Origin of the sequence: Paenibacillus sp. FSL K6-3182, assembly GCF_037976325.1 — a bacterium.
Lineage (GTDB): Bacteria > Bacillota > Bacilli > Paenibacillales > Paenibacillaceae > Pristimantibacillus.
Genome location: NZ_CP150265.1, coordinates 594,123 through 607,957, shown reverse-complemented (window position 1 = coordinate 607,957; position 13,835 = coordinate 594,123). Strand labels below are relative to the sequence as shown.

Annotated in this window: 15 protein-coding genes; 9 read left to right on the top strand and 6 right to left on the bottom strand. The window is 44.7% G+C overall.

Features of this window, described 5'->3' with window-relative positions:
• Window positions 1-24: 24 nt before the first annotated feature.
• The 7 genes from MHH56_RS02715 (at window position 25) to MHH56_RS02685 (ending at window position 6,454) form a co-directional block, all read left to right on the top strand.
• The gene (locus MHH56_RS02715) at window positions 25-516 is read left to right on the top strand and encodes a cation:proton antiporter regulatory subunit (RefSeq protein ID WP_339206454.1); all 492 of its coding nucleotides are present in this window, start codon (window positions 25-27) and stop codon (window positions 514-516) included.
• A 2-nt stretch (window positions 517-518) separates the two neighbouring features.
• Window positions 519-1,742, top strand: a complete 1,224-nt coding sequence (locus tag MHH56_RS02710; RefSeq protein ID WP_076268433.1) for a cation:proton antiporter — start codon at window positions 519-521, stop codon at window positions 1,740-1,742.
• Between the two features lie 192 nt (window positions 1,743-1,934).
• On the top strand, window positions 1,935-2,609 hold the full coding sequence (locus MHH56_RS02705) for a response regulator transcription factor (RefSeq protein ID WP_339209475.1): 675 nt from the start codon (window positions 1,935-1,937) through the stop codon (window positions 2,607-2,609).
• A gap of 26 nt (window positions 2,610-2,635) precedes the next feature.
• Entirely contained in the window at window positions 2,636-3,991 is a 1,356-nt protein-coding gene (locus MHH56_RS02700; RefSeq protein ID WP_339206452.1) for a HAMP domain-containing sensor histidine kinase, read from the top strand.
• An 84-nt stretch (window positions 3,992-4,075) separates the two neighbouring features.
• Entirely contained in the window at window positions 4,076-4,987 is a 912-nt protein-coding gene (locus MHH56_RS02695) for an ATP-binding cassette domain-containing protein (protein WP_339206451.1), read from the top strand.
• Window positions 4,984-5,712, top strand: coding sequence for an ABC transporter permease (locus MHH56_RS02690; RefSeq protein ID WP_339206450.1), 729 nt, complete (start codon window positions 4,984-4,986; stop codon window positions 5,710-5,712). The genes MHH56_RS02695 and MHH56_RS02690 overlap by 4 nt, the downstream gene beginning before the upstream one ends.
• A gap of 1 nt (window position 5,713) precedes the next feature.
• A complete protein-coding gene (locus tag MHH56_RS02685) occupies window positions 5,714-6,454 on the top strand; it encodes an ABC transporter permease (RefSeq protein ID WP_339206449.1) in 741 nt (246 codons plus the stop codon).
• A gap of 364 nt (window positions 6,455-6,818) precedes the next feature.
• Here the strand turns inward: MHH56_RS02685 and trpS are convergent, their stop codons facing one another.
• A complete protein-coding gene (gene trpS, locus MHH56_RS02680; protein ID WP_339206448.1) occupies window positions 6,819-7,802 on the bottom strand; it encodes a tryptophan--tRNA ligase in 984 nt (327 codons plus the stop codon).
• Between the two features lie 162 nt (window positions 7,803-7,964).
• Here trpS and MHH56_RS02675 point away from each other — a divergent pair, with 162 nt between their 5' ends.
• On the top strand, window positions 7,965-8,717 hold the full coding sequence (locus MHH56_RS02675; RefSeq protein ID WP_339206446.1) for a hypothetical protein: 753 nt from the start codon (window positions 7,965-7,967) through the stop codon (window positions 8,715-8,717).
• On the opposite strand, the gene MHH56_RS02670 is transcribed toward MHH56_RS02675, so the two are convergent.
• Window positions 8,695-9,600, bottom strand: a complete 906-nt coding sequence (locus MHH56_RS02670) for a DUF4275 family protein (RefSeq protein WP_339206444.1) — start codon at window positions 9,598-9,600, stop codon at window positions 8,695-8,697. The genes MHH56_RS02675 and MHH56_RS02670 overlap by 23 nt on opposite strands.
• A 152-nt stretch (window positions 9,601-9,752) precedes the next feature.
• Between MHH56_RS02670 and MHH56_RS02665 the strand changes: the two genes are divergently transcribed.
• Window positions 9,753-10,862: an ATP-binding protein gene (locus MHH56_RS02665; protein ID WP_339206442.1), complete on the top strand. Its 1,110-nt coding sequence runs from the start codon at window positions 9,753-9,755 to the stop codon at window positions 10,860-10,862.
• 305 nt (window positions 10,863-11,167) lie between these two features.
• On the opposite strand, the gene MHH56_RS02660 is transcribed toward MHH56_RS02665, so the two are convergent.
• From MHH56_RS02660 to MHH56_RS02645, 4 genes are all read right to left on the bottom strand, one after another.
• On the bottom strand, window positions 11,168-11,578 hold the full coding sequence (locus tag MHH56_RS02660; protein ID WP_339206440.1) for a VOC family protein: 411 nt from the start codon (window positions 11,576-11,578) through the stop codon (window positions 11,168-11,170).
• A gap of 34 nt (window positions 11,579-11,612) precedes the next feature.
• Window positions 11,613-11,948 (bottom strand): hypothetical protein, encoded by a 336-nt coding sequence (locus MHH56_RS02655; RefSeq protein ID WP_339206438.1) that lies wholly within the window; start codon window positions 11,946-11,948, stop codon window positions 11,613-11,615.
• A gap of 117 nt (window positions 11,949-12,065) precedes the next feature.
• On the bottom strand, window positions 12,066-12,434 hold the full coding sequence (locus MHH56_RS02650) for a hypothetical protein (protein ID WP_339206436.1): 369 nt from the start codon (window positions 12,432-12,434) through the stop codon (window positions 12,066-12,068).
• 270 nt (window positions 12,435-12,704) lie between these two features.
• The gene (locus tag MHH56_RS02645) at window positions 12,705-13,808 is read right to left on the bottom strand and encodes a beta-eliminating lyase-related protein (RefSeq protein ID WP_339206435.1); all 1,104 of its coding nucleotides are present in this window, start codon (window positions 13,806-13,808) and stop codon (window positions 12,705-12,707) included.
• Between the last annotated feature and the right edge of the window lie 27 nt (window positions 13,809-13,835).

The following is a 13,835-nucleotide window of genomic DNA, read 5'->3' as shown; positions in this document are numbered from 1 at the left end:
ACAACAAATGAGGAGGCATACACAATGAATATTAGAGAATCCGATCTGCCCGGCATTGGCCGAAAGTACCAAGTTATGACGAGGAGCGGCGATAAGTTTGTCATTATTATTCATGATGACGGACGCCGTGAGATGTATCACTTTGACTATGAGGATCCAGATGATAGCATTTCCATGGTTACCCTAGAGGATGAAGAAGCAAGACAAGTCGCTGCCATCATTGGCGGTATGACTTACAAGCCGAAAGCGCTTGAAACGATTGAAGTCGCACTCGATGATCTAACGATTGAGTGGTACAAGATTGAACCAAACGCCGCATGCATTGGCAGAACAATCGGCCAGGCCGATATTCGCCAAACGACTGGAGCGACCATTATCGCTGCGGTTGAGAAGGAAGCAAAACATATTAATCCCGGCCCCGACTATATATTCAAAGCAGATACTACCCTCATTGTTGCAGGTGAACGCCAGCATCTGAAGCTACTTAAGCTGATGCTGCAAAATGGGAGCCGTTAATTATGGATCACATGGTGCTGGAGATCGGTCTTGCTGTTATACTCATCGCCTTAGTCGGGCTGTTAGCTGCAAAAATTCGGTTTTCCGTCATCCCGTTTTATATTTTAATCGGCATGGCCGTAGGTCCACATGCTCCGCACGTAGGCATACTGGACTTTAGGTTTATTCATAGTGCAGAACTAATTGAATTCATGGGGCGGCTAGGTGTGCTGTTCCTCCTGTTCTATTTAGGTCTGGAATTTTCTGTGGGTCGATTAATGAAATCGGGTCGCTCAATAGCGGTAGGCGGAACGATCTATATTCTGATCAACTTTTCACTTGGCTTATTATTTGGCTGGATCAACGACTTCCCAGTAGCGGAAACCATGGTCATCGCCGGCATTACAACGATCTCATCGAGCGCTATCGTCGCGAAGGTGCTCGTCGATTTAAAGAGGACTGCCAACCCGGAGACAGAAATGATTCTCGGCATCATTATGTTCGAGGATATCTTCCTTGCTGTATATATTTCCGTGCTCTCCGGACTCGTGCTCAGTGATTCGTCATCTTTAGGCGGAGTACTCCTGTCTGCTTCCTATGCATTAGGATTCATGCTGCTCTTCTTGATTATCGGCAGGAAGGCTGCACCGCTTCTGAACAAAATTCTCAATATTCGCTCGAATGAGCTTTTTCTGCTGCTCGTATTCGGCTTCTTGTTCCTCGTAGCAGGCTTCTCTGAAACGATTCACGTAGCTGAAGCGATCGGCGCTTTGCTTGTAGGCTTAGTACTAGCTGAGACTGTTCACATGAAGCGAATTGAGCATATGATTTTGCCTTTCCGTGACTTCTTCGGCGCTTTATTTTTCTTCAGCTTCGGACTGACCATCGACCCATTCGCACTTGGCGGAGCCGTATGGCTGTCACTTGGTGCGGTTGCCGTTACACTATTCGGTAACTTCTTGGCAGGCATGTTAGCCGGTAAAAGTGCTGGCTTAACGCCGAAGGCATCGGCTAATATAGGTTTGACCATCGTATCTCGCGGCGAGTTCTCCATCATTATGGCGAACCTCGGCAAAGCAGGCGGCTTGCTTGAGCTCCTGCAGCCATTCGCTGCCTTGTATGTACTCATTCTGGCGATATTGGGACCACTTCTAACTAAGGAATCAAAGTGGGTATTCAAAGTGTTAAACAAAGTATTTAGGTGGGAAAAAGGAAAGAAAGCACGGGAGCCTGGAAGCAAGGGCTGACCAAGCAATGAATATAAAGGGACCTAGCCGTTGTCGGCTAGGTCCCTTTCTTCATTTTCAAATAAATTCCTATTGCTGATTCACATCAAACGTTGCTTTATGGTATGCATTCCGCCAAGCTCTGCCGTATAATCGAAGCAGAACAGCTAAAATAAGGGATCAAAATGAATGAACGAAAGGAAATTTATAAAAATGACTGCATCACTGCTATATATTGAAGATGATATCGAAATCGGAAGCTTTGTCTCACAACATTTGCAAGAGCAAGGCTATAAGGTTGAATGGTTAAAAAACGGCGAGCATGCGCTCGAGGCCGCTACAGGCTGCAGACTCGTCATCCTAGACGTCATGCTGCCAGGACTCGATGGCTTTACTATTGGACAACGTCTGAAAAAAGCAGCGCCGGACGTCCCGATTCTTATGCTTTCAGCGCGCACCTCCATCGATGATAAGCTGCAAGGGCTGCAGTTCGCTGACGACTACCTCACTAAGCCTTTCCATCCCGACGAGCTGACCGCTCGCATCGAAGTGCTCCTTCGCAGGTCAGGCGCACGCCTTGCTGAGCCTTTGGCTATTAAGCATCTATTAGTCTACGAGCAGCAAAACCGGGTGGAGAACCGCGAGACCGGGGAAGAAATTATGCTGACAGGCAAGCAGTTTCACATTTTCAGCTATCTGCTGCGCCATTTGGGACAACTGCTTACGAAAGAACAAATCTATGAGGCCGTATGGGGAGAATCTTTTATTGATGGAGATAAAACGTTAATGGTTCATATCCGTTATTTGAGGGAAAAAATCGAACGAAACCCCGCTGCTCCTGAAATTATTGAGACGGTACGCGGCATCGGCTATCGGGTGCGCGCATGAAGAAGCCCAAACCACACGCTGGAGGCATGAAGTTTCGACAAACCTTATTGTCTCGCTACCTGCTTATCATTTTGTTTGCTTTTCTGTTTATTCCGATCATATTTCCGGTAGCTTCTATTCTTTATATGCTTATTCAAGAAAATACGCAAACCGCTAATATGGACTATTTAAAGTATGGCAGCGGGAAAGAATTAACTACAATTTGGCATAAGCAGGCCGCCGAGTTAACGGAGAAAGATCCCACTCAAATCGACAAAAGATTGCATGAGCTAAAACAAACTTACCCCGAGGCTTCCCTCTTCTGGGTTGACTCTGCAGGATCAACAAGGCTGCAGCTTCCTGTACAAGAGCAACTACCAAGCAGGTGGACGCCTGCAAGTTCCATTCAATTTATGAAAGCAAGCATCGACAGCGATCCCTTTACGGTCGTGTCCTTCCTTGGCGCAGACCATAAGGAGTCTGGATTCATGGTGATGCAGCTGCAGCGCTCCATCATTCAGATCGATAAGCCGGTCGGTTCAGGAACACCCTTTTATTTGGCGTTTCTGTTTATTATGTTCGCCTTTTTCTTCTTGATATCCCTGCTCTTCTTCCGGCATATTCGCAAACGTCTGCTCAGTCTGCAATCAGCGATGACGCTGCATGGCGACAACGGTCTTCCAATGCCAATCCTTATTAAGAAAAATGATGAGATTGGGCAGCTGGAGACAGCTTTTAATCAGATGGTTGAACAGCTTAAGGAAAGCAAGGAGCGCGAGCGTGCAGAGGAGGAGCTTCGCAAGCAGCTCATCGCCAGCCTGTCGCATGATCTGAGGACGCCATTAACTGTCATGAACAGCCATCTGTATTCGTTGCATAAAGAACCGTTAAGCTTGAATGCGCAAGCAGCTGTGAAGCAAATGGAGCAAAAAATAACCAGCTTAGACAGCCTCATTGAAAATTTGCTTTCCTACACGCTCATGACAAGCGGCCGCTATCCGCTTAAGCTGGAGCCACTGGATCTGCTGCGATTAGTTCGTGAAAGCGCCGCATCTTGGTATCCACTTTGGGAACAGGAAGGTATCGTCGCTGATGTGGAGCTGCCTGATGGCGCTATGCTTAGTGTTGTCGATAAGGCAGGTTTCCGCCGCGTGCTTGATAATTTATTTCAAAATGTGACGAGGCATGCGAGCGGAGGCAAATACATCGGCATTTCCATAGAGAGCTACCAAGGCCAATCAGCGCTCGTTATTCGCGATAATGGCAACGGGCTAGAGGCTGCTCAGGGCAAAGGTGCAGGAATTGGGCTAGCTATTGTCGATTATCTTCTGAAAGAGATGAAGCTCGAATGGCATAGGGATACTCAAGCTAGCGGAACAACCATTTATATTTATTCAAATTGAATTTAATTTTTTTAAACAAAATTTAAACTTGGGGAGCTCTTCGTTTAACCTTCACCCGTTAATGTAAGTAATGAGGTGATTAACGTGAATGAATGGGTAATCGAAACGAAAGGGCTAAGCAAACGTTATAAAGGGCGTTATGCGGTGTCCAATCTGAATTTAAAAATTGCAAAAGGTGATATTTATGGCTTCCTTGGACCGAACGGCGCTGGTAAAACGACGACAATCCGCATGCTGCTCGGGTTAATCCAGCCCTCGGGAGGATCGGTTCATATTTTCGGGAAATCTTTGAACAAGGAAAGGTTATCTATATTGCGCCGAGTCGGCTCGCTCGTTGAATACCCTTCGTACTATGGCCATTTAAGCGCCGTCGACAACCTAGAAGCTATTCGCCGTATACTCGGTGCTCCTGTATCCAAAATTGCTGAAGTGCTCGACATCGTTGGACTGGCCAAGGAAGCGAGGCGTCCAGTGAAAGGCTTCTCGCTTGGAATGAAGCAGCGACTAGGTATCGCAAGCGCATTGCTGGGCAGCCCGGAGCTGCTGCTGCTCGACGAGCCGACAAATGGACTAGATCCATCCGGCATATTGGAAATTCGTGAATTAATTAAAGAAATGCCTAAGCAGCACGGCATTACCGTCCTTATATCCAGTCATTTGTTAAGCGAGGTTGAGCTTACAGCAGGAACCGTCGGTATTATTCGTCAGGGGGAGCTCGTCTTCCAAGATACGATTAGCCATTTGCATGAACAGGCACAAGGTACAATATCGCTGGTCGTGTCCGAGCCAGAGCTAGCACTTGCTGCCTTGCAGCGGCAAGGTGTGGGCGCTGTACAAAATGGCTCCGCCATTATGCTGGAGCATACCGATAACCCTGCCCTTGCACGCATTGTCAAAAATCTCGTAGAGCGAGACCACTCTATTTACCGAGTCGAGGAGAAACGTAAATCACTGGAGGATCTCTTCCTGCAAATTGTCGGGGAGGGTAAGCTATGATGCTCAAAGCACTTTCAGCTGATTTTTTGAAAATACGCGGCAAGGGGCTATGGTTTCTTATCTTTATTGGCCCTATCGGATTGATCGCTATGCAAGCTCTTAATTACGGACTTCGTTATGATTATTTAACGAACAGATATGCAGGGAGACTCTGGGAGGTCTTGCTTCAGGACATCCAAATATTTGTTCCAATCTCGCTATTTCTTGGAGTGACACTTGTCTCTTCCCTGTTAGCAAATATCGAACATAACACAAACGCATGGAAGCAGCTGCTCGCCCTTCCGATTTCCAAGGGTGCCGTGTTCCGCTCCAAATTCGCATTAAGCTTCCTGTTGCTGCTCTCATCATGTGTTTTGCTGGCTATAGGAACCGCTGCGCTTGGTTTATCGTTGCGATTCGGGCTTAAAGAGATGCCAGTAATCGATATTTTGCGGCTATGCTTCCTGCCGTTTATCGCATCGCTCCCGGCGCTTGCGCTGTTTGTATGGCTTTGCATGACCATGAAAAATCAAGCCATTCCTATTACGTTTGGCGTGTTGATCGCGATCAGCTCCATATTCACAGGTCTGATTTCAAAGAATTGGTCAAAGCTGCTGCCGTTAAACTGGCCGATGCTAGGTTATATGGATCCGCAGCGAGAGCTATTCGTTGGTGGAGGCTTTCTGCTCGGGTGCATCCTTCTACTTGTTGGCGCCTTTCATTTCATCAAAAAGGATGTGAATTGAAATGATTGGTTTCCTGCGTTTAGTCGCTGCGGAACGGATTAAGTTATTCAAAACGTTTATTTGGATACTCATCCCGCTCAGCTCGCTGCTGTCACTTGCTCTTGGCATGTTAATATCGTTTGATTCGCCGGATGCGTCCGCACAATATGCCTTACTCATTGCTTCGATGGCTTCGTTCCATGCTATGCTGTTCTTACCAATATTAACGGGCATTCTGTCCGCTTTCGTATGCAGATACGAGCATGTAGGAGGAGGCTGGAAGCAGCTGCTTACGCTGCCTGTGTCTAGAATCGGACTCTACTTCGCCAAATTCAGTGTAGTTGCTGTTCTCCTTGCCATAACGCAGCTTTTGTTTCTAGGAGCAGTTATTATTGCAGCGACCTATCAAGGCATCGACGGCCCGCTTCCGTGGGCAATGCTCCTGAAAGGAGTTGGCAGCGGCTGGCTTGCCTGTCTCCCGCTTGCCGCGCTGCAACTGCTCGTATCTGTAAGCTGGAGCAGCTTTGCCGCTCCACTCGTCATTAATGTGATGCTTACGCTGCCTAATATGCTTATCGTTAATTCTGAACGCTTCGCGCCCTTCTACCCATGGGCACAACCAATGCTCGCGATGCTAAGCTTCGAAGGCGACAATTTCGGCGCCTTTGCGCTCCCTTTAGAAAACTTGCTCATTACGATAACGAGCAGCTTTGTTTTGTTCTTTGCAATTGGCCTACTTTATTTCACTCGCAAAGAAGTGTAAGCCGCTCAGATACAAATGAAAAAACGGTCAATCCCACTGCAGAGGCGGGATTGACCGTTTTTTATTACTGTATTGGTGACTCACTCATCCCAATCCACTCATTCTTGACGGCATCCTGCCTTATAGGCTCCTAGAGAAACAATCTAACCGGAATTTCTCCTGCTATAATTCCCTCTTCTCAGATAAAAACCAAGTTAACAGGAAATTCTCCCGCTAATCTAGGCAATATTTTAGGAAACTGCCCATTTCCATTGATTTAACGGTACAAATTCCTTCTAATTCAGAATATACGGGCATAATCGCAAAATTAGCTGGAGATTTTCCTGTTCATTATGATTTCTATCAGTAATCCCAGCCTGCTCTGTTAAAAAGTTACGAATCCCATGGCACGTTTCGCTTGAACAAGCGTTATTTGAGCCGTTTCCGAGGCTCTCATCGCTCCTTCTTTAAGGATACGGATCAGCTCATCTGAATCGATAATATCTCTATATCTCTCTTGTATAGGTACTAGCTTCTCGACGACAACCTCGGCTAAATCCTTCTTAAACCCGCCATATCCTTGGCCCTCGTAACGCCTTTCAATCGTCTCGGTGGACTCTCCTGAGAACACCGCATAGATCTCGATCAAATTACTGACCGCAGGTTTATTGTCCCAATCATATCGCACAGACATTTCTGAATCGGTAACAGCTCTTGCGAGTTTTTTACGAATATCAGCTGGCGAGTCAAGTAGCAGCACGTAGCTATTTTTATTGGGGTTACTCTTACTCATTTTTTTAGTTGGATCATCAAGCCCCATAATACGGGAGCCAATAGTGGGGATGATTGGTTCAGGAATTACAAATGTTTTTTCAAAACGACTATTAAATCGCGCAGCTAAATCTCTAGTCATCTCTAAATGCTGCTTCTGATCCTCCCCGACAGGAACATGAGTCGCTTGATAGAGGAGAATGTCCGCTGCCATCAAGGCAGGGTACGTAAACAAAGCAGAGCTGACAGAATCTTTCCCATCTGATTTCTCTTTGAACTGCGTCATTCTGCTCAGCTCTCCAAAGTGAACCTGAGTCTCCATTATCCATCCCAGCTCGACATGAGCAGGCACATGCGATTGTATAAAAATCGTCGCCTTTTTAGGATCAATTCCTGCAGCAATATAAAATGCCGCAATGTCCTTTGAACGCTGAAACAATTCTTTCGGGTCCTGAGGAACAGTCACCGCATGAAGATCCGGTACAAAGAAAAAGCACTCAAAGTCATGCTGCATTTTCACAAATTGATGCAAGGCACCTCCATAACCGCCTATATTAAGCTCCCCACTTGGTTTTATTCCTGAAAGGATACGTTTCATGTTACTTCCTCCTTATTTGCGGCTAATAATTATTGGAGATGTACTTGCTACAAGCGCTTCGTGAGGTCGGTACTACAAAAGATAGAACTATTGCGATATTCGGTATAACGTTATGCTTTAGGGGTACAGAGCTTCCATACTCACAGAAGAGGTGTTGTCCCCATGAAACAAAAGCTGTTTTACGTTTTAGTTGCTATAGCCAGCTATTTTGCAGGCATACTCGCTTATTTAGGTTATTTGGCGCTCGTGTACGATCAGACCCTCGGAAGTGATTCGAGCAAGCTTATCGGCTGGACGCTTCCTTCGTATCTATTCCTTATTCTCCCGTTTTACACCCTGATGTTCCGATGGAGAAAGTCGGCTATTTTTCTGCGCACTGCCCTGCTAATTGTTCTAAGTATCATTGCCGCAGCTTCCGTTACCGTTATGATGGGCTTAGGAATATGGGGAATACAGAATCTCTTTTCTCCTGAGTTCGGACTGTTTATTTTACTATTTGCCAGCTCTGCAATCGTATTCTCTGTAGGTTCTCTTATTGCTATAAAAGAGAAGGGATATCTCATTTTCTTGCTTGCTTCACTTGTAATCATATACCTGCCGATCAACATGCTGGTCTCAGAGGTTGAGAAAAGCAGACCAGTTATCCATCACATTCCGCAAAGCTTTCACGGCACTGTTGTCATTCATTTTGGCGATTCAAGCTCTCCGCCTATCTCTAAGAAAAAAGGATATGAAGTCATTAATATTCCGGAAAATGGTATCTATAAAACCTCCAGTCCTCGACCTGTGCGAGGCATTAGGCATGTATTAGTAGATGAACTGGGCAATGAAGTAAAGGAAATTTCGATCTCTGGCGAAACCATGAAATACGGCTCCAATCCTGGAGTAACGATTAGCGAGTATACTGTGCCTTAACAAAATAAGGCCCTAATTCAGACTCATGGGTTATCACATAGGTCCACTTAAAATGCTCATCTACAATATAGATGTCCTGCTCGCCTTCCACATCCTCAGGCATTAAACGCGCTGCATCTTCTATCAGCAACACTAAATCATGCTGCTGATAGAAGACATAACATGCCTTTTTAGGCTCATTACGGAATGCTTCGACCGCTTGTTCATCGCTTAAGCATGGTATTTTTGCATAGCTGAAAACATGCCATAAATATTGTTCCATATAAATGTTCGTCTTATCTTGAGCATCCAAACCCTCTGCAAAAACGTCCTCCCACTCGCGCTTCATGTCACGACCCTCAAGCTCTGCCTGAGCCACAATCATAGACTTAACTTCAAGTTTGGGTATCAACTCAAGATGCTCAATCCGCACCTTACGATCATCAAACAAAAAACGCTTTATATTGTCCTTCAATTCGTCGCTGGCATGCTCCAGCATTTCGTATAGTCTTCCTGCTTGACGCATTACGATATCAGAGTTAGTCATTGGCTCGTTTTCGAAGAAACCGTCAGGATATTGTCTAACATTCGGTGCATGAACCCAGCCAAAATATTTAAATAAATACTCGAATGTATTCTGTTCAAGACTCTCATCAATAATTTTCTCAATATGTGCTCGACTTACTTTATCGACAATAATCAAATTTTCTTCTGACCAGACGAACGTATTGTCCCTGCTGCTTAAATGATCGTTGCGGATGGATTCGATACATTTTACCGTATAAAAATTAGCTACCCACCGGGAGTAATCTGGAAATGTGACATAAACACTGACGCGAGCATCTGTTTCGTCCTCAATGGAGCATTCCCAATCTATCCTCACATGCCTCTTTTTCGAAAACAATCCCTTACCCCCTTAAGTGTTAGGCCTGCTATTAAAATATTTCTTCATCGTACCACAAAGTTTTTGGGCTATGTTTACAATTGACTGAACTTATGTTAAATTTATCGTATAACGTAATTACGTAAAACAATAATATTAAGAGGTGATGCTATTTGTCAGCTTCTAGAGACTACGGTACTGAGCTTGATTTACTTACCAAAGAGATGAACGAGCTCAAACAAATGTTAACTCAGTTCATTAATACTCGTCCTTCTCCAAAACAAGCATTAACCATGAATGTAAATGAGAACTCATTAAATGATGAAGCCCCACATGATTTAGGCAGCCTCTTTTATTCCGGGCAATATCGCGGGCACAATGGCTTCAGGTGGGACCCTAGGCAGCAAGAAGTCCATCACTTACTTGGTCTTGACACCGATAAAGCAGCAAAAGTTTTGGCAGCACTCGGGAATAAGCAGAGGCTCGACATCCTGCTTGCTGTATTGCTGGAGCCTCTCTCCGGCTCAGATATCGTAGAACGACTAAACCTCGGAACGACGGGGCAGCTTTACCACCATACCAAAGCCTTACTCGGGGCTGACCTTTTGGTTCAAGAGGAACGTGGTGGCAAGTATTCTCTGCCTGCTCATCGAACGCTTCCGCTGCTGCTTTTGTTGACCGCTATTACTGATCTGCTCGATACGAGCCATTATATGGAGCTTACTGAGGCTAGAAATAACGTTGAAGAGTATTTAGGCGAAAATAAAGAGGGGTACGATCCGAATCATCTTTTATGGTCCGTCATTGATAACTCGGTGTTAGAGCACCAAGCAGGCTATAGTACGGAGCTATGTATCGTACTTCACAGCGATACAAGTATTACCGTCTCTGATAATGGTCGAGGCATTCCGATTCAAGCCTTCCCTCAGTCGAAGACAACTCCAGTACAAACCGTGCTTACGGAGCTTGGGCATTACAATAAAAGCGCATCCGTTGTAGCTTCCGAAGGGTTAAAAGGCATAAACATGCCTGTAGTTAACGCTTTGTCTGAACAGCTTTCTGTAGAGGTTCGCCGTGAAGGAAAAGTATTTCGTCAAGACTTTAAACATGGCATACCGCAAAGTGAACTGCTTGTCTTAGGCATGACGAAGGAAACAGGCACAAGCATTACCTTTAAGCCGAATCCGGACATTTTTAAATATCCATTTGATAAGGCAGCACTAATAGATCGTTTAGCAGATCTGCAAGGTCGTTTCCCTGACCTAAAGGTTGAGATGCTATAGCTGCTTCAAACTTGAAGCTGCGCTAGCGAGATGCAGAAGACGGTGGAATATGTCCACTATCTTCTGCATCAGCACTATTCATGAGTTGGAATGAAAACATCAACATCTTCGGGGAATTTGGGATTTGCGAAGTGGTAAATCTCCAAAGCGAGCGCTTTAGGGCTGTTAATATGCCATGTTCATTTAAATAGCTGTGAATCAAAAGTAAACATGACTTCAGAATTAAAATGTGCACATATGTATCGTTCAGGGTACAGAATAGGTTGAATTTCAGCTCTACACTCTTCGAATCTCTCTTGCCTGCTTCAGCTTTTCTCAAGACTTAATTGCCATGAAACGCCGAACTTATCTGAAACCCAGCCAAACTTCTCACTAAACGGATAAGCGGCCAGCGGCATGAGTATGCTGCCCTCAAGTGATAGGCTTTCAAAAACCTGATCTATTTCCTCTTCCGTATCGCAGGTAACGAACAAAGATATTGAAGGTGTAAACGTAAAGCCATGGTTGACGCCGCTATCGATACACATAAACTGTTGTCCTTTTAGAGAAAATGTAGCTTTCATTACGGTTCCTTCAGGGCCTGTCTCATTTGCTCCGTATCGCTGGATGCTTATGATTTCGGATTGATCGAATAATGAAGTGTAGAAGTTCATAGCCTCCTCCGCTCTGCCTTCAAACATAAAAAATGTTTTAATTTTTTGATTTGCTTTCTCCATTGTTTCGTCTCGTCCTTTCATGTCTTTTTTTGCTTTATAATGCCCCTTTATATGCGGTTTCTTTCCTTATTAGGGAAATGACATATATAATGAGAACCGCTGCATAGAGATTCCAAATACTCGGTATAGATGCTACAGATAAATAAATGCCATACGGCAGCGACCAGATGAGTACCACTAGCATTAACATTCGGTTTCTCAAAATGGCAGCTAAAATTCCTATGCAAGCTGGAAGGATCATCATCATAAACACGATAAGAATCGTTTTATCACTCACCGGTATTTCCGTGTAAGGGTTCCAAAACAATAAAAGGCAGCTCAACATGATACATCCCACAGATGCCGCCCCTGCACAAAAGGAATATTTCATATGAATACATACCTCCTCTATACAATTTTATAAATTGGAACCCCTATTGCTATCCATCGTTTAGCCTCATCAAAAACTAACCTCGTTAATCATTCTTTATGCTGTACGTAGTATAGCTCATTGAACCTTTATCGTCGAAATCGTTATTTTATGCGAAATCCCGAGGTGGTTGTATTTGATCGTGATCGATTCAATCGTTTGCTTATCCCCTATTGTTAGAGCATAGGTATGATCCGCATCTGTGACCTTGCCTTTATTCTCTTTGGCCGTCTGTGCCTGCGGGGATGTTCCTGTTGGAATGGTCACTTCATTCAGATCCTTAAATGAGTAATCCTGTTCTTCCGTCTCATCGAAGCGGTCGGTTACAATAAAACCTTTAGCAGGGCTGCTAACTTGTATTTTGACTCGCTCAGGCACGGCGCCATCATTTATTAATACCTCATTAATATCAATAGATCCAACTACACTTTTATTGCCGACTATCACTAAAACAATTTGTCTATCGTTTGTTGAAGAGAACGCCTGTGCTGTTAAAGGCGGCTTCGCTTTCGAGTAGACATAAGAACCACCAAATACGAGGAAACAGCAAACAATTAGTAAAATGATTTTTTTCAGAATGGATCACTCCTTCTTTAGCGTCATTTCACATTATGTGCTAACATCATGGATTGCCACGTTTTATCAAATATTATCTCATTTTCCACCATTTATAACTTAGCATGTTGTGCAGACATAATCGAGTTAAAAGTGTTAATGCTATTCCCTCTCCCCTTTCTGTTGCAGCTTATTGTCCAGCAATCGAAATGCTTCAAAAAGCGTTTCTTTAGGAGCCGCATCATACCGATCGCCAATATTAACCTCAAAATAGGAGCCATCCTCGCCTTTATCACGCACAGACTGCGACAAGCCTATGCCTGTTTTCGCTGCGATATCGATTAGGATTGTTTCAAGCTGCTCCTTCTGTGCTGTCGAGTGAACATGAAACATATTGGAAATAGGCACCTCCGGGATAGTCTTCATGCCCTCGCTCCCGTTATATAATGCCGCAAGCTCCTGTGCTTCCTTGTAGTACTTCTTCATATGCGGAAGTCGCCGCTCCATGTAAAAGTCTGCAGCAATAATATAGGGATATAAGCTAATCAGATCACCGCCGTGGCGTCTTTTCCAAATCTTCGATTCCTCTATAAAGCTGCGGTCGCCGGCTAATATCGCTCCTGCAATACCGCCAATTCCTTTATAGAACGAAATATATACACTGTCGAAGAGCGCGCAAACCTCTTGAGCAGACTTTTCATAATACGGAAGTATCTCGAACAGCCTCGCACCATCCAGATGAAGCTTAATTCCTCTCTCCCGGCAAAATGCCGACATAGCCTTGAGCTCTGCAAATTCCGGCAACTGTCCGCCAATTTCGCGCTGCGGCAGCTCCAGCAGCAAACAAGCGATTTTTTCCTCTAGACCAATCAAATCATGAAGGAGGACGGGCCTTTCTACATCCGCCAGCAGCACAGCTTCAAGATGATGCAGCTCTTTCATGCCGTCTTTCTCGTGAATCTCCAGATGGCTTAAAGGATGATAACCGACCTTCTTATTTCCTTTCTCGTCACACCATATACGAAGGGCAATTTGCTGAGCCATTGTACCGCTGGGGAAAAATACAGCCGATTCTTTGCCTAGCTGTTTAGCCATCTTTTCCTCAAAATTCTCAATAATCGCACCATTGCCATACATATCGCTATCCTGCTCTGCGTCCCACTGTTCTAGTGCTTCTTTCAGAACTTGTACATTCCGCTTTCCATGACCAATTAACGGATAGCTGGCTTGATTGTACGCTTTAATTAATGTCTTCGTCTGTTCCATCCTATAAGTCCCCTTTACTCCGTTAAT